Source organism: Chitinophaga pendula (assembly GCF_020386615.1).
Lineage (GTDB): Bacteria > Bacteroidota > Bacteroidia > Chitinophagales > Chitinophagaceae > Chitinophaga > Chitinophaga pendula.
Genome location: NZ_CP077769.1, coordinates 2,270,586 through 2,287,894, shown reverse-complemented (window position 1 = coordinate 2,287,894; position 17,309 = coordinate 2,270,586). Strand labels below are relative to the sequence as shown.

The 17,309-nt window shown below is 46.3% G+C and carries 13 protein-coding genes; 10 read left to right on the top strand and 3 right to left on the bottom strand.

Annotation, left to right across the window (positions count from 1 at the left end; all coding sequences use genetic code 11):
* Window positions 1-131 precede the first annotated feature (131 nt).
* The 3 genes from metK to KTO58_RS08485 form a co-directional block, all read right to left on the bottom strand.
* Window positions 132-1,385, bottom strand: coding sequence for a methionine adenosyltransferase (gene metK, locus KTO58_RS08495; protein ID WP_095839789.1), 1,254 nt, complete (start codon window positions 1,383-1,385; stop codon window positions 132-134).
* A 21-nt stretch (window positions 1,386-1,406) separates the two neighbouring features.
* Window positions 1,407-2,771 carry a DUF4270 family protein gene (locus tag KTO58_RS08490; protein WP_157753086.1) on the bottom strand — a complete coding sequence of 455 codons (1,365 nt, stop codon included), beginning with the start codon at window positions 2,769-2,771 and terminating at the stop codon, window positions 1,407-1,409.
* Window positions 2,772-2,892: 121 nt separating this feature from the next.
* On the bottom strand, window positions 2,893-3,711 hold the full coding sequence (locus tag KTO58_RS08485) for a glycogen/starch synthase (protein ID WP_095839791.1): 819 nt from the start codon (window positions 3,709-3,711) through the stop codon (window positions 2,893-2,895).
* 110 nt (window positions 3,712-3,821) lie between these two features.
* On the opposite strand from KTO58_RS08485, the gene panC reads away from it, so the two are divergent.
* The 10 genes from panC to KTO58_RS08435 all read left to right on the top strand — a co-directional run bounded on the left by panC (window position 3,822) and on the right by KTO58_RS08435 (window position 17,186).
* The gene (gene panC / locus KTO58_RS08480) at window positions 3,822-4,682 is read left to right on the top strand and encodes a pantoate--beta-alanine ligase (protein WP_095839792.1); all 861 of its coding nucleotides are present in this window, start codon (window positions 3,822-3,824) and stop codon (window positions 4,680-4,682) included.
* Window positions 4,683-4,902: 220 nt separating this feature from the next.
* Entirely contained in the window at window positions 4,903-5,247 is a 345-nt protein-coding gene (gene panD, locus KTO58_RS08475) for an aspartate 1-decarboxylase (RefSeq protein WP_095839793.1), read from the top strand.
* Between the two features lie 33 nt (window positions 5,248-5,280).
* Window positions 5,281-6,294, top strand: coding sequence for a lysylphosphatidylglycerol synthase transmembrane domain-containing protein (locus tag KTO58_RS08470; protein WP_095839794.1), 1,014 nt, complete (start codon window positions 5,281-5,283; stop codon window positions 6,292-6,294).
* 165 nt (window positions 6,295-6,459) lie between these two features.
* The gene (gene ppk1, locus KTO58_RS08465; protein ID WP_095839795.1) at window positions 6,460-8,616 is read left to right on the top strand and encodes a polyphosphate kinase 1; all 2,157 of its coding nucleotides are present in this window, start codon (window positions 6,460-6,462) and stop codon (window positions 8,614-8,616) included.
* A gap of 189 nt (window positions 8,617-8,805) precedes the next feature.
* Window positions 8,806-9,696 carry a Ppx/GppA phosphatase family protein gene (locus tag KTO58_RS08460; RefSeq protein WP_095839796.1) on the top strand — a complete coding sequence of 297 codons (891 nt, stop codon included), beginning with the start codon at window positions 8,806-8,808 and terminating at the stop codon, window positions 9,694-9,696.
* A 59-nt stretch (window positions 9,697-9,755) separates the two neighbouring features.
* Window positions 9,756-10,571, top strand: a complete 816-nt coding sequence (gene panB / locus KTO58_RS08455; protein WP_095839797.1) for a 3-methyl-2-oxobutanoate hydroxymethyltransferase — start codon at window positions 9,756-9,758, stop codon at window positions 10,569-10,571.
* Between the two features lie 406 nt (window positions 10,572-10,977).
* Window positions 10,978-12,048 (top strand): saccharopine dehydrogenase family protein, encoded by a 1,071-nt coding sequence (locus tag KTO58_RS08450; RefSeq protein ID WP_095839798.1) that lies wholly within the window; start codon window positions 10,978-10,980, stop codon window positions 12,046-12,048.
* 94 nt (window positions 12,049-12,142) lie between these two features.
* A complete protein-coding gene (locus tag KTO58_RS08445) occupies window positions 12,143-13,030 on the top strand; it encodes a DUF1338 domain-containing protein (RefSeq protein ID WP_095839799.1) in 888 nt (295 codons plus the stop codon).
* Between the two features lie 75 nt (window positions 13,031-13,105).
* On the top strand, window positions 13,106-14,635 hold the full coding sequence (gene amaB / locus KTO58_RS08440; RefSeq protein ID WP_095839800.1) for an L-piperidine-6-carboxylate dehydrogenase: 1,530 nt from the start codon (window positions 13,106-13,108) through the stop codon (window positions 14,633-14,635).
* 862 nt (window positions 14,636-15,497) lie between these two features.
* Window positions 15,498-17,186: a S8 family serine peptidase gene (locus KTO58_RS08435; RefSeq protein ID WP_198314969.1), complete on the top strand. Its 1,689-nt coding sequence runs from the start codon at window positions 15,498-15,500 to the stop codon at window positions 17,184-17,186.
* The last annotated feature ends 123 nt before the right edge of the window (window positions 17,187-17,309 follow it).

Genomic DNA, 17,309 nt, shown 5'->3' with positions numbered 1-17,309 from the left:
TGTCGATACAAAACAAAAGCCCGTGTATATACACGGGCTTTTGTTTTGTATCAAGTAGCTGCTGTATTGCGGGCATAAAAAATCCCCTGTGCCTGGTAGCACAGGGGACATATATTTTAGCTGTCTGTCGCTTACAGGCTGAAGGCAGCTTTTACTTTATCAACATAGTCTAATTTCTCCCAGGTGAACAGTTCTACTTCTACTTTCTTTTCGGACTGTTTGCCTTTGTTAAATACTTTGGTTACTACCTGGTGCTCACGGCCCATGTGTCCATAAGCAGCAGTTTCACTATAGATTGGATTACGCAGTTTCAAGCGTTGTTCGATCGCATAAGGACGCAGGTCGAATATTTCTTCTACTTTACGGGCGATCTCGCCATCGTTCAGGTCTACTTTAGCAGAACCATTGGTGTTGATATACAAACCACAAGGTTTAGCCACACCTATAGCGTAGGATACCTGTACGAGTACTTCATCGCATACACCGGCAGCAACCAGGTTTTTAGCGATGTGACGGGTAGCGTAAGCAGCAGAACGGTCTACTTTGGAAGGATCTTTACCAGAGAAGGCACCACCACCGTGTGCACCTTTACCACCATAGGTATCTACGATGATCTTGCGGCCGGTCAGGCCGGTATCACCGTGAGGACCACCGATCACGAATTTGCCGGTAGGATTGATATGGTAGGTGATCTGGTCAGTAAAGAGTTGTTGCAGTTCGGGTTTCAGCTGTGCTTTTACGCGGGGGATCAGGATGTTGATCACATCTTCTTTGATCTTGGCCAGCATTTGTGCATCTTCGGCGAAATCGTCGTGCTGTGTGGAGATAACAATGGTGTCTATACGAACAGGCTGATTGTCATCAGAGTATTCGATAGTTACCTGGGATTTGGCATCCGGACGGAGATAAGAGATCTCTTTATTTTCGCGACGGATGGCAGCCAGTTCCAGCAGCAGTTTATGCGCCAGGTCCAGTGCCAGCGGCATATAGTTGTCGGTCTCTTTGGTAGCATATCCAAACATCATACCCTGGTCGCCGGCACCCTGCTCTTCCGGGCTGGTACGGTCAACACCCTGGTTGATATCCGGGGATTGCTCATGGATAGCGGAGAGAATACCACAGGAGTTAGCTTCAAACATGTATTCGCTCTTAGTATAGCCTATGCGCCGGATTACTTCGCGGGCTATATCCTGTACATCCAAATAGGCATCGGATTTTACTTCACCAGCCAGAACTACTTGTCCTGTGGTCACGAGGGTTTCACACGCCACTTTGGATTTGGCGTCATATGCCAGAAAATTGTCGATCAGCGCATCGGAGATTTGATCCGCTACCTTGTCGGGGTGTCCTTCAGATACGGATTCGGATGTGAATAAATAAGGCATAAAATAAATTAATTTGCTTCGTTAAAGTTTAGTGTAAATTATACGTAGTTTGAGGTTATACTGAGAAAGTTTGCCTCCTCCCAATTTTACACGACGCACATCCAATCTGCTGGAAGGATTGACTTGTAGTCTGAATCCGTAATTAGTTTCCTGGTTTCTCAACAGATACTGCATGTAGTGCGCAATATTGAAACTATATTGTACTACTCTTACTCCTCCAAAGTTAGTCACTTCTGTTCTTGCTCCGCCAAAATAAGGATCTTGTCCGTTACCGAAGTCTCTTAACGGCAGGATACTATCCTGGGCGGCGGTGGCATATTTATACAACATGAGTTGTGAAGGTGCCGGGTAGATATCATTCGGGCTACCGATACCGGTAGTGATCTCTGTCATTACTAATTCGGCTTTATTGATCACGGAAGCCGGGAATTGTTGTAAAGTAGGTATTGTCAGCTTAACAAAGGTACCGGGGCCGGAAAGCAGATACAGTTGGTTGTCACCTTCTGGACGGTTGGTATTCAGGTATTGAGCGGCTTCAGAACCGGCGAAGTTACGGGTGTAGTAGTTAGAATGGGCAGCAGCTGTACCAATGAAGGGGAAGGTAGCTACCAGGCTGTCGTCTACACTGTTTTTGTAGTATACGGTCAGTTTACTTTCTATCTGTGCCAGGTTCATGTAGAACATAGCTTTGTTGTTACCGTTCATCGTATCGGGTACGATGGCAAATCCTTTCAGGTAAGCCCTGAATGCGGAGTCGGTAGCAAATGCGCCGGTAGAGGTCTGTTTCAGCAGGTCGCTACCAAAGTTGTTGTTCAAGCGTATTCTTAACTGCGGGCCTTGTTTGGCATTATAAATGGATACGGAGTCTTTTAATGAGACACCACTGGCAGTGGCGGTACCCAGTAACTGGCCTTGGTCATAGCTGAGGGGTCTGAAGTACCTGTAGGCGGAATCCAATCTGAAGTTGGTTTCATTCATACGATACACCCGGAAGGTCTGCTGGTTCGTAGAGTCGCCATATACGCCCTGGTAGGCAATGGATAACACCACGGAGTCCAGTACCTGACCGGTACCCTGGAAGCTAAAGCCGGGGCTGGTCAATCCCATCTGGGTATAGACGATGGCCTGTGCATGCCCGAAGATGGGGTCTGCATTGATAGAGCCTAAGATCTTAGCGGTAAAAGTGCCTCCGGTGATATAAGAGGAGTCTACTTTAAAAATATTACTGGAGGTGATATCAGTGAGTACAGTATCTCTGCCGTTAACGAAATCTCCGCCAGGGATCAGTTCGGAGCCTAAAATAGTAGACTCGTTACAGCCGGGAGCCAGGTATACAACAGCGGACAAAGCGGCCAATAAGCCAAGGTTTCTGAAATTGATCTTCACGCGCAATGGTGTTGATTATGAATGTAATTATCCTATGCATGAACGGTCCACTTATCAGTATCCGGTGACGGCACAGGAGGCAGCATCCGGATGATGATCGGTGGACCGTGGTATTACTAAGTTATTTTCCCAGCAGCTGATTATACAGTTGCAGGTAGTCGGACAGATCGTCGTTTTCTTTTTTGAAAGGTACAATGATCTTACCTTTTTCTGTCTTTAGTTCGTCTGCGATCTTTTTGTCTACCTTTTCACCAGCCAATATTACTGCGTCGGCATATTTGCTGGCGCCGCGATTAAGAGCTGCACTGGTACCATCTTTGAACAGTTCCATATCTTTCTCTTTGATCTGGGTGCTGATCATAGCTTTCTTCACAAAGGTAGCGCCTAACTTCTCTTTAAAACTGTTAGGGCCCAACGAATATACAACCTTTGAATGGGCAAATACAGGTTCTTTTTTATAAGCGGTCTTCAGGTACATTGGGATGAGGGATGTCATCCAGCCACTGCAGTGAATAATATCCGGAGGCCAGCCGAATTTTTTTACTGTTTCAAGGGCACCTTTGCAGAAGAATACGGCACGGGCACCATTGTCATCGTAAAACTGCTCATTCTCGTCGGCAAAAACAGCCTTGCGTTTGAAATAATCCTCATTATCCAGGAAATAAACCTGTAAACGGGCATTAGGTAAAGATGCCACCTTAATAATGAGCGGGTAGTCATCATTGTCTATCACAATATTGATACCCGACAGTCGTACCACCTCGTGGAGGCGATGCCTTCTCTCATTAATAATTCCAAAACGCGGCATGATAACTCGCACTTCCAATCCTGCCTCGTTGGACTTAATTGCCATTTTATTGACCATCGCCGCATATTCACTTAGGTCTAAGTATGGCGACATCTCCTGGGCAATAAAAAGAATTCTTTTCTTTGTGGACATTTAACGCTGATTATTAATGCAGTAAATTTTAATTTGGCTTGCAAAATTACGTATTATTTACGGAATTATGGACAAATTGGCACTTTTAACATCCTTTTAAGCAATGTTTTATGTATCTATTTAAGCGGAAAGACGAGCTGATGAACCACCTGGAGAGCGCCCGCAAACAAGGAAGCAGCATAGGTTTTGTTCCCACCATGGGGGCTTTGCACCAGGGACACCTTTCTTTGATTAACATGGCAAAACAGCAGTGCAACCTCGTCGTTTGCAGCATATTTGTCAACCCTACCCAGTTCAATGATCCTGCCGATTTTGAGAAATATCCCATTACAATAGACCAGGATATCCTACAGCTAACGGCTGCGGGGACAGATATATTATTCCTTCCGGCGGTGGCCGAGATGTATCCGGAGGGGTTGGCAAGCGACATCCACTATGATTTCGGGTCATTGGAGACAGTATTAGAAGGGGCTCACCGTCCGGGGCATTTTCAGGGAGTAGGGCGTATTGTGCACAAACTGCTGGATATCGTAGCGCCTGACCGCCTGTTTATGGGTCAGAAAGACTTGCAGCAATGCCTTATTGTGAAACGTTTGTTAAAATTGATCTCTTCTCCTGCGGAGCTGGTGGTCTGCCCTACTTTACGGGAACCCGGCGGGTTGGCGATGAGTAGCCGGAACATGCGGCTTTCTCCCGAAGAGCGGGAACTGGCTACCATTATATTTAAAGTGTTGACATTCATTAAGGAAAACGGACAACAGACGGCATTGGCGCCCTTGTTGCAGACCGGACGGGAGCGGTTGGCCGAAGCGGGGTTCCGGGTTGACTATCTGGACGTTATCACACTGGAAGCGGATGGAAAGATCGATTTTCCCGAGCGGTTAACCGCCGGACAACCCTCCTATGCGGTCGTTGCTGCTCATCAACAGCGTAGTCAGGTAAGGTTAATCGATAATATGTTAGTTAATTAAACTTTATTAGCTGTAGATGAATGCTGGCAGCAGCTTAATTTAGCGCGGACCGGGGACTTAGGTGCGGTTCTCCGCAAACTTGACCGTTTCGCAAATTTGCCTACCTTTGCGAACATACTTTTTAATCACCGGCCGGAAAAAAAGTACTATGTATTTTGTCAAGAAACCTGTTTATAAACCCGTCAAGCATCCGCATTAAAGATCCCGGATAATTTAAGTTATGCAAATTGAAGTACTTAAAAGTAAAATACACCGTGCAGTAATTACGGAAGCCAACCTCCAATATGTAGGAAGCATTACAATAGATGAAGACCTGTTGGATGCTGCCAATATGATTCCCAATGAAAAAGTACAAGTTGTAAATGTGAACAATGGTGAACGTCTGGAAACATACATTCTGAAAGGCAAACGCGGTTCTGGCGTTGTCTGTATGAACGGGCCGGCTGCGCGCCTCTGCGCGGTAGGAGACATTGTGATCATTATTTCTTATGCCACTATGGACTTTGAGGAGGCCAAGCAGCACGAACCTATTGCCATATTTCCTAAAGAAGGCAACAAATTATAAGTCTAAACCTCATTTATCAGCGCTATCACCATTATGTCGAAACGCCTTCAAAGCATTCTGAAATTTATTGTCTTCCTGGGCATTGGCTTATTGCTGATATGGCTGGTTACAAAAGATCTTACTACACAAGAGAAAGCAGATATACGCGCTGCTTTCGAACGCGCCAATTACTGGCTGGTGATCCCTGCTATGCTGGTAGGGATTGCCAGCCATTGGTACCGCGCTATCCGCTGGCGGCTGCTGATGAAACCCCTCGGCCACCAACCGGGTAAGTTCAATACTTTTTTTGCCGTGATGGTCGGCTACCTGGCCAACCTTGCCGTACCCCGACTGGGTGAGGTGGCCCGTTGTGGTATACTGGCCCGTTATGAGAAGATCCCGGCAGACAAGCTGGTAGGTACGATGATCGCCGAACGGGCCATTGACCTGCTTTGCCTGATCGTTCTCATGATCGTAACGGTGTTGATGCAGATCGACATTGTCGGTGCTTTTTTCCAATCACATATCTGGATCCCCCTGCAAAACAAGCTGGCAAATGCCGGTACCGGGCAGTGGTTGCTGATCGGCGGGGTGGCCATTGTTGTTGCTGCCCTTTTCCTTTTCCTGTATAAACGCTTTCAGCGTTCCAAAGCAGCTGTTACCGTCCGCAACCTTGCTAAGGGGGTATTGGAAGGCATATTATCCATCGGCCGTATGGAGAACAAAGGCTGGTTTATCTTCTACAGCCTGCTGATCTGGGTATTGTACTTTACGATGATGTACATCGGCTTCTATTGCCTGGAGGACACCCGTCATCTAGGTGTTAAAGCCGCTATGGCCGTACTGGCATTCGGCAGCATCGGGATGATCGTTACGCAGGGTGGTATAGGCGCTTACCAGGTGCTGGTACAACAGACCCTCTTACTCTATGGCGTACACGCTACCATCGGTTACGCTTTCGGCTGGATTATCTGGCTGGCGCAGACATTGCTGGTGCTGGTACTGGGCTTTATAAGCCTGATCGCCCTTCCGCTGTTCAATAAGGACAACGTTCCTGCAGTCAAATAGCATTAACCATATTGTTTATTCTGAGCAAAGTGATCCGGTTCCTACCGGAAGCCTGGCAAGTTTATTGCTTGATTTGCCGTAACTTTAATTTAACTTCTCGTCTTAAGCAAAAAATGTATTGTTGCATGAATAAAAATGTGAATGCCTTACTATTAAACTTAGCCTATGCGAATGACGAAGAGTGCATCAAATGATGATATAACCGTGACGGATATGCTTCAGGAAACGAAAACCAGTAAGAAGAAGAACACCGGATCTAAGAAGAAAATGATAGCCCGCGATATCAGCTGGTTGTCTTTCAATGGGCGTGTATTGCAGGAGGCGGCAGATAAAACGGTCCCACTTCGTGAACGTATCCGCTTTTTAGGCATTTTCAGTAACAACCTGGATGAATTCTTCCGTGTGCGTGTGGCGACTCTTCGCAGGATGCAGGCCTTTGGCAAGTCAGCCAGGGTACACCTGGAACAGAACCCGGAAGCTATCCTGGAAGATATTCAGCACATCGTTATTGAACAACAGCGGGAATTCGACCGCATCTGGAAGGATATTACGGAAGAACTGCAGGAGCAGCATATATTCATCCGTACCGAGAAACAGCTCAATAAGGAGCAGCAACGTTTTATCCTGAACTACTTCAACGAGGAGGTGCGTACGAATATCATCCCGCTGATGATAGAAAGTATCCAGCATTTCCCGTATTTACGTGATAAATCCATCTATCTTGCTGTGGTACTGGCTCGCCAGGACAACTCCGTAAGACAGAAATTCTCGCTGATAGAGATTCCTACCGCCATCCTGCCTCGTTTTATTATCCTGCCATCCAAGGAAGAGGAGCATGAAATTATACTGCTGGAGGACGTGATCCGTTTCTGCCTGCCACATATCTTTTCTTACTTTGGCTATGATAAGTTCAGCGCGCATATCGTTAAAGTGACCCGGGATGCGGAGTTGGATATAGACAATGATGTGGCGACCAGCCTGATCCACCAGATAGAAAAAGGGCTGAAAGCCCGTCGTAAGGGTAAGCCGGTCCGTTTCCTGTATGACAAGGACATCGATCCGTTGCTGCTCGAATACCTGATGCGCAGGCAGGGATTATCCGGTAAAGACAATATTATTCCCGGGGCGCGTATCCATAACTTTAAGGATTTTATGGATTTCCCTGCTTCGGTGTTCACCCGTCAGCAGATACAGCACCGTAAAACATTCATACATCCGCTGTTCGTGAATGCGACCAGCGTCATGCACGTTATTCAGCAACAGGATGTGCTGCTGAACCTTCCTTATCACTCTTTCGACTCTATCATAGACCTGCTGAGGGAGGCTGCTATCGATCCTAATGTGACCAGTATCAAGATCACTGCTTACCGGCTAGCACGTAATTCCAAGATCGTAAATGCCCTTATCAATGCCGTAAGGAACGGGAAACAAGTAACCGTGGTGATAGAGCTTCGCGCCAGGTTTAACGAGGCAGACAACCTGGATTGGAAATCGAGACTGGAAGAGGAAGGAGTAAAAGTGCTGATCGGTATTCCGAATATGAAAGTGCATGCCAAGCTATGTGTGATCAAGAAGCGGATCGGTACCAAGACGGTACAATGTGGCTTTATAAGCACTGGTAACCTGAACGAGAAGACGGCCCATATATACGGCGACCATTGCCTGCTGACAGCCAACAGGAACGTCATGGCTGATATTAATCGCATATTCAGCTACCTGGAGAGTCCCCGGCATGATATCAAGTTCCTGCAGGACTGTAAGTTACTGCCGGTGAGCCCTTATAATATGCGCGGTCATTTTATACGCCTGATAGATAAGGAGATCAAAAATGCCCAGCATAAAAAGCATGCGGCTATTACTGTAAAGCTGAATTCTCTTTCTGATGCGGAACTGATCAGCCGCCTGTATGAGGCAGCGCGTGTAGGGGTGAACGTAAAATTAATCATTCGGGGTATCTGCTGTGCCTACACGGAGAATAAAAAATGGAAAAAGAATATTTCCGCCGTGAGTATAGTAGACGAATACCTGGAGCATGCCCGTGTGTTTATTTTCCATAATGGCGGCCAGGAGAAAGTGTTTATCTCTTCGTGTGACTGGATGGTGCGTAACCTGGATCACCGGGTGGAATGTGCATTGCCGATCCTGGACCCTCATATCAAACAGGAGCTGATAGACATCATCAAAATACAGCTGAGCGGCAATGTAAAGGCTCGTATACTGGATAATGAGCAAAAGAACGAGTACAAACGGGAAGGAGATAAAAAGGTCCGTTCCCAGATAGAGATCTACAAGTACCTGCATGAAAAGCAATATCCGCAATAGGGATAATTGAATAAGATATGAAGGTGGCTTACCAGCCTCATAATCGCTGGTAAGCCGGTCCTTTATCCTCCCCGCTTCCTGCAATTTAGGCCCCTGCCCGACCCCTACCAAGTAAATACTGCGTATACCTTCTCAGATTTTGTTATCTTTCCGGCTCGTTACGGCATTTATACAATAAAATTGTAATGGATGAAACTGGCTGCCATAGATATTGGATCTAACGCTGCACGTCTGCTGATCTCGGAGGCATCTCCGAATAGCAGGGGTGAAATGGATTTTACCAAGGTCAACCTTGTCAGGGTTCCGCTTCGATTGGGGTTTGATGTATTCAATACCGGCAGTATATCAGAAAAGAAGGCCGCTGATCTTTTGAACACCGTTAAAGCGTATCAGTTACTTCTGCAGGTGTATGAGGTGAAATACCTGAAGGCCTGTGCCACCTCTGCGATGCGTGATGCCGAGAATGCGCAGCAGATATTACAGGAGGTCAGGCAGCAGACCGGCATTGATATCAAGGTCATCACTGGCGATGAAGAAGCGTCCTACATATATGAAAATCATATTGCGGAGCAGATGGACAAGACCCAGTCTTATCTGTATATAGATGTGGGTGGCGGTAGTACGGAACTGACTTGTTTCAGCAGGGGCAAGTTGTTATTCAAACAATCTTTCAATATTGGTACGATCCGGCTACTGCAGCATATGGTTACTGATGAACATTGGACGCAGATGAAGGACTTTATCAAACAGCAGTTAAAAGGGCATATGCCCGTAACGGCGATAGGTTCCGGCGGCAACATCAACAAGGTCTTTTCGTTATCCAAGCGAAAAGAAGGGAAACCACTCTCCTTTGATACCATTAAAGATTACTATAAAGAATTCAGCAGCTTTACCGTAGAAGAACGTATACATCTTTACAACCTGCGGGAAGACCGTGCGGATGTGATCGTACCGGCTTTACAGATCTATGTGAATGTAATGCGCTGGGCGGATGCCGGCGAGATCTACGTTCCCAAGATCGGATTGGCGGATGGTCTTATACAGGCATTATACACAGAGATCAGTAAAAATCTGATATAAGCAGCTCCCGCTGCTTTTCATTTCGTTTATTATTTTATTCATTTCCTTATTCCACACCCATGTCAGTTCATAAAGAGATCAAGCGTGTGACCACGCATATATTACAGAAGATGAAACTGGACGGAGAGAAGATCTCCATGCTTACTGCTTATGACTTTTCTATGGCCCGCATCTTTGATGATGCCGGAATAGATATAATATTAGTAGGTGATTCGGCCTCCAATGTGATGGCTGGTCATGAGACTACGTTGCCTATTACGCTGGACCAGATGATTTATCATGCTGCCTCTGTGGTGCGGGCTATCAAACGTTGTTTTGTGATCGTCGATCTACCTTTCGGCTCTTACCAAGGCAATTCGAAGGAAGCACTTAATTCTACCATCCGTATTATGAAGGAGACAGGGGCGCACGGTATTAAGATAGAAGGCGGTGAGGAGATCATTGAGTCGGTAAAAAGGATCATTTCTGCTGGTGTACCGGTGATGGGTCATCTTGGGCTGACACCGCAATCGATCTATAAATTCGGTACTTATGCGGTGAGAGCTACAGAGGAGGCGGAGGCCCGCAAGCTGATCAGCGACGCCATATTGTTGCAGGAGGCTGGCTGTTTTGCGATCGTGCTGGAGAAGATACCTGCTGCGTTGGCCAAAGAGGTAGCGGAAAAGGTGCAGATACCGGTAATCGGTATTGGTGCCGGGCCTCACGTGGATGGGCAAGTATTGGTGATGCATGATATGCTGGGCATCAACAAGGAGTTCAAGCCACGTTTTCTCCGTCGTTACCTGAACCTGTACGAGCAGATATTGAAGGCGACCACGCAATATATTACAGACGTGAAAAGCCGGGATTTTCCCAATGAAAAGGAACAATATTAATACTGATAAAAGCGAAGGAGCAGTGTACTGCTCCTTCGCTTTTTCCGCTCCTCTCCTATTTTGAAGATAAATTTTGTCCGGCGGACGTTCTACTAATATATTTTTTTATATTTGCTGATAGTGAACTATTTGCTGAACATACAACTTTCATTGCTCTCCTTCCTCAGGAGCACTTGTTCGCATGTGCCATGATAGATGGCTTTTTCCCCCTTTACAGTTTATTATAGTTTTTGTGTCGTGCCACGACCAGTAATGGTGTGCAGGCCGTTATGCATTGCTGTTGATGTTCAGCTGCGGGTATTTACATTCGCGTTGGCGTTATTAGCGCAATAATAGCGACGTGTATGACTGTATGCGGGTATGTTTCTTTTTATATCATACTACTCTATAAACCACGACAATCGTTATGACAAAAGCAATCATTATCGGCGCCGGTAAGATAGGAGAAACGGCTGCCTTTCTGTTACAGCAATCAGGCCGTTACCAGGTAACGCTGGCAGATAACAATCCTCAATTACTGGCTAGTGCTGCCGGTGCAGGTATACAGGCGGTACAGCTGGATGTAAACGACCATACCCGTTTATGCGAAGTAATGCAGGATCAGGATATCGTACTGAGTGCCTGCCCTTACTTTCTGAATGTTAAAATTGCGGCGGCGGCAGCGGAAAGCAACACACATTATTTCGATCTGACGGAAGATGTGGCGACTACCAATGCTATCCGGGAGATCGCGGATACGGCCAATGTAAGTTTTATGCCACAATGTGGGCTGGCGCCTGGTTTCATCAGTATTGCCGCTTATGATATTGCACAGCAATTTGATGCGCTTGACACAGTAAAACTGCGGGTAGGTGCATTGCCTCAGTTTCCTACTAATAGCCTGATGTATAACCTCACCTGGAGTACAGACGGGCTTATCAATGAATACTGCAATCCTTGTGATGCGATCCTGGAAGGCCGCCGTAAGGAGGTGATGCCGATGGAAGGTTACGAGCGTTTTGCGTTGGACGGTATCGAATATGAGGCCTTCAATACTTCCGGTGGATTATCTGCACTGGCGGAGATACTGGACGGTAAGGTGTACAACCTGGATTACAAGACGGTTCGTTATCCCGGTCATTGTCAGCTGATGAAGATATTACTGACCGAATTGAAGCTGGGTCAAAAGCGGGATATGTTGAAAGAGATCATGGAAGACAGTATTCCGTTTACCCCCCAGGATGTGGTACTGGTGTTTGTATCTGTATCAGGTACGATCAATGGGCGTCATGTACAGCGTTCTTTCTCGCGTAAGATCTATAGTCAGGAGCTGTATGGCCGTCACTTTACTGCGATACAACTTACTACTGCCGGAGCTGCCTGTGCCGTGATTGATCTGCATGTAAATGGTAAACTTCCTGCGAAAGGTTTTATCCGTCAGGAAGATGTACGTTTTGCGGACATGGCTGCCAATTCCTTTGCACAATGCTATAATTGATCTACAGGCAGGTCAAACAAGAAAAAAACAGAACTTAGTTTTACTTTTACCGTAGCGTATGCATAGCCAACGGCTACACGATAACATTACAGTTATGCTGAACGATGTATTAAATGGCCTGATAAGCCGCTATCAGGAGCGGGTGCCGGATGTAGCAGCCATCATAGACACAATGATCAGAGAAGGGGTAATCAATCAGGCATCAGACATAGAGAATGACCATATTGCATTCCGTACGATGGGTGTTCCACAGTTGGGAATACAGTCTCTGGAGAAGATCTTTCTTCATTACGGGTATGAAAAACGTGACGCCTATTATTTCAAGGAGAAGAAGCTGGATGCCTATTGGTATGCGCCACCTGATCCTGCTTATCCCCGGATCTTTATCAGTGAGTTACGGGTTGGGGATCTGAGTGCGGAAGCGCAGGAGATCATTACCAGTTATACCAGTGAGGTAAAGGCTGATCCCGCGGATCAGCTGGACCTGGATAATGCGGCGGCGGTAGATGATTTTCTGCACAGCGGTTTATGGCGTACGCCTACGCTGGAGGATTTCAAACGGCTGGCGGCGGAGAGTGAGTATGCAGCCTGGGTGATCTATAATCACTATTACCTCAATCATTTCACGATCAGCGTTCATAATCTGAAGGCCGGTTACAATACGGTGGCTGACTTTAATGATTTCCTGGAGCGTAACGGGTTCAGGCTGAATGATGCCGGCGGTAAGATCAAGACTAGTCCTGACGGATTGTTATTACAAAGTTCTACGGTGGCTAAGATGATTGATGCTACCTTTGCTGACGGTGTGGCATATCCGATCGCCGGTTCTTATGTAGAGTTTGCCGAGCGGAAAGTATTACCTGCGTATCAGCATCTTGCTGCCGAGGCCATCCAACGGGAACACCGCCGGGAAGGTTTTGAGGCTGGTAATGCAGATAAGATCTTCGAGAGTACTTACAGCAGTCAGACTGCCAAACAGTAAATAAATTAGACCGGGTATCTGTATTTTTCACGTTTAAATATAATTTCACGTCATAAATAGCAAACCTGCATTAAGATGATACAAAACATACTACAGACTTTTCATATCGCTGCCGAAAACAGCGGTGTGAGTACAGGGAACAAATGGATCAAAGCCGGGGGCAACAGTATTACTTCTTCTTCTCCGGTTGACGGGAAGACCATTGCAGCGGTACTGGCTGGCAGCCGGGAAGATTACGATACGGTAGTCGCTACTGCCAAAGAAGCTTTTGAGGTATGGCGTCAGTGGCCGGCCCCCCGTCGCGGCGAGATCGTTCGCCAGATAGGGGAAGCGTTGCGTCATCATAAAGAGGCGTTGGGTAAGCTGGTTTCTTATGAAATGGGGAAGAGCTTGCAGGAGGGGTATGGAGAGGTGCAGGAGATGATCGATATCTGTGATTTTGCGGTAGGTCTTTCCAGGCAGCTTCACGGTTTGACTATGCATTCTGAGCGTCCGGGTCACCGCATGTACGAGCAGTGGCATCCTTTGGGTATTACAGCCATTATTTCGGCTTTTAACTTCCCGGTGGCAGTATGGAGCTGGAACTCCATGTTAGCCTGGGTATGTGGCAATGTATGCATCTGGAAGCCATCTGAAAAGACACCGATCACCGCACAGGCCTGCCAGCATATAGTTGCGGAGGTATTTGCGGCCAATAATGTACCGGAAGGTGTTTGTTGCCTGGTGCAGGGAGGCCGTGAGGTAGGAGAATGGATGAGTAACGATCACCGCGTACCGTTAGTATCTGCTACAGGATCTACCCGTATGGGCAAAGCTGTGGGAGCTGCGGTAGGCGCCCGTCTGGGACGTGCGTTACTGGAGCTGGGTGGTAACAATGCGATCATTATCTCTCAGGATGCGGACCTGGATATGTCACTTATCGGAGCCGTATTTGGTGCGGTAGGTACAGCAGGTCAGCGTTGTACATCTACCCGTCGCCTGATCATACATGAGAGTGTGTATGACAATTTCACTTCCAAGCTGGTGAATGCTTACCAGCAGATCCGTATAGGTGATCCGTTAGATGAGAAGAACCACGTGGGTCCATTGATCGACCAGGATGCGGTGAAATTGTATCTGCAGTCTATTGAAGCAGTGAAGAAAGAAGGCGGCACTTTCCTGGTGGAAGGTGGTGTGCTGGAAGGGGATGCTTACGGTTCCGGTTGCTATGTAAAGCCCTGTATTGCGGCGGTGCAGAATACTTTCTCTATCGTCCAGCATGAGACATTTGCACCTATTTTGTATGTGATGAAATACAGCACATTGGCGGAAGCGATTGCAATGCAGAATGATGTACCGCAGGGTTTATCTTCTGCTATCATGACATTGAACCTGCGGGAAGCAGAGCAGTTCCTATCAGCCGCCGGATCAGACTGTGGTATTGCGAATGTGAATATCGGCACTTCAGGTGCTGAGATCGGAGGAGCTTTTGGAGGTGAAAAGGAAACCGGTGGCGGCCGTGAAAGCGGTTCTGACTCCTGGAAGGCCTATATGCGCAGACAGACCAATACAATCAATTACTCTACCAGCCTGCCATTGGCGCAGGGGATCAAGTTTGATCTGTAATCATACGGGAAGAACACTTCTATACGGCCGGGGCCGGTACTGTATGGTACCGGCCCCGGCTTTATTGTATGCTATTTTAACAATATGTTAAAATTACACATTGTTGATTTTATCGAGTAACATTCCTGTATTTTTCCCGTTTTAAGACTAATCTTCGCTTAGTTTGAAGGCAATGGGACCAGGGGGACTGTTAGCACAAACAAAATAGCGAGGTTAGATAACCTCGCTTTTCGTTAAACGGAAACCATGCTTATGAGAAAAATATCTGAATGATCATGAGATTGACCATCATTTATTCTTCCAGCACTAAATATTACACTTTTTTTTGGAATTTCATATTCAACGTTTGTGCTAATTCCCTGCGCCTTCATTGTTATTTTTTAATGAACGCCATTTTTGCCGGCTTTATTATACTTGTCTTGATAAACAAGTAGTTGTATTCCTTTCCTCTCTTCCTTCCTGCTACCAGTCCCTGCGGCATTACTGCATTTCACAAACTAAGTTTTCACATTAAAATTTGATTTACAGCACATTACATTTTAATACACATCATCGAAAAGCGTGATTTGTGTTACGTTTGATATTCGTGTGATGGTGGATTAAATTACCGTTCATCCCTACAGGCGATCGCGGCAATAGGCTTAAAGCGGAAAGAGAGCAGTACGAGGACTATAACATGAAATTACACACAGCCCTTGATTAGTTTAGGACCTCAACTAATCTTGCTCGAGGGTCGGTTCCCGGTAAGCAGGGGTACGCAAAACGCTTATCACTAATGTAAAGACTATGAATTTCATTTTACATATCTTTAACCAATTGTGGTATTCAAATTGTTAAATACAATCGGAAAATAATCAAGAACATGAATTTGTACAGAAGAGCGGCCGTTGTGGCAGGTGGTGTTGCTATGATGGCGGCGTTCAGTGTTGAACAGACTTTTGCCCAATCCACGTCGGCACCCAAGAACTGGCAATTATTAAGCTATGATAAGGATAGTGTGCTTGGTACTGGTACTGAAAAAGCGTACCGGGAATTACTGAAAGGAAAAAAGAGCACCCCTGTTATTGTTGCTGTAATAGATTCCGGAGTAGATACTACCCATGAAGATCTGCGTCCTATTCTCTGGAGAAACCCTAAAGAGATCCCTGGTAATAACATCGATGATGACGGTAACGGTTATGTGGATGATGTTTTCGGCTGGAATTTTTTGGGTGGTAAGGACGGCCGTTCGGTAAAGGAAGATTCGGATGAGGCTACCCGGGAGTATTTCCGGATCAAACACAAATATGGCAATCCGGATTCTGCGTTGGCGCAGAACTCAGCGGAATATGCGTATTGGAAAAAGCTATATGACAAGGTAGAAAAGCCTCGTACGCAGGATAAGATGTCGTATAAGACGATGTCCAAGTTGCAGGAGAACGTGGATAAATGTGGCCGTATATTGACGACCTATCTTAAAAAAGACGACTTTACCATTCCGCAGCTGGACAGTATACAAACTACGGCAGAGGATGTGATGGTAGCGAAAAACTTTATGAGCCGTTTCCTTAAGAGTGCAGGTGATGATGACATTACCTATAAGAACTTCAAGGATGAGTTTGAAGAGTATATGAAGGATTTGAAGCGGAAAGCGGAACGTACAGACGGGGAGCCTAAAGATACCCGTGCGGATATCATAGGTGACAAATATGATGATATTAATGACCGGTATTATGGCAATAACGACGTAATGGGTAATTTCGGATTCCATGGTACGCACGTATCGGGTATTATAGCCGCTGCGCGTAATAACGGCATAGGGATCGATGGTGTGGCAGACAATGTGCGTATTATGGCAGTAAAGGTGGTTCCGGAAGGGGACGAACGTGATAAGGATGTCGCATTGGGTATCCGTTATGCGGTAGATAACGGGGCTCAGATCATCAATATGAGTTTCGGAAAGGGATTTTCTCCTCATAAGGATTGGGTAGATGATGCGATCAGGTATGCCGAGAAAAAAGGAGTGTTGCTGATACACGCAGCAGGGAACGACGGTAATAATAATGACATGGTGGACAATTTCCCTAATCCATTCTTTACAGATAATAAGGTTGCTAACAACTTCATCACTGTCGGAGCGAGTGCCAGTGGCAAACAGGCTTCCCAGATAGTGGCCAGTTTCTCCAATTACGGTAAAAAGGGTGTGGATCTGTTTGCACCCGGTGTGCAGATCTATTCGACTGTACCTGGCGGCAATAAATATGCAAGTGCAAGCGGTACCAGTATGGCAGCACCTGTAGTAGCTGGTGTAGCTGCCCTGGTCCTCTCCTACTACCCTACGTTGAGTGCAAGCCAGTTGAAGTATATTTTAGAAAAGAGCGCTACGCCCTTGCCTAATGGGATGACCAAGGTAAATAAACCAGGTTCAGATAATGAGGAAATTGATTTTTCTGAACTGTCTAAAACGGGCGGTCTGGTGAATGCTTATGAAGCATTAAAATTGGCCGCTACCATTAAAGGTGAGAACACTAAAAAGCAAAAGTCGAAAATGGCACCTGTTAAAAAAGGATAAGCTGGTTTCATTTTGCAATAGATATTAGCAGGGCTGACCTATATACGAGGTCGGCCCTGCTCATTTACCCCATTTTTCATCGCATATTCAGCTAATTCGGACAACACGGTATTGATCATTGTT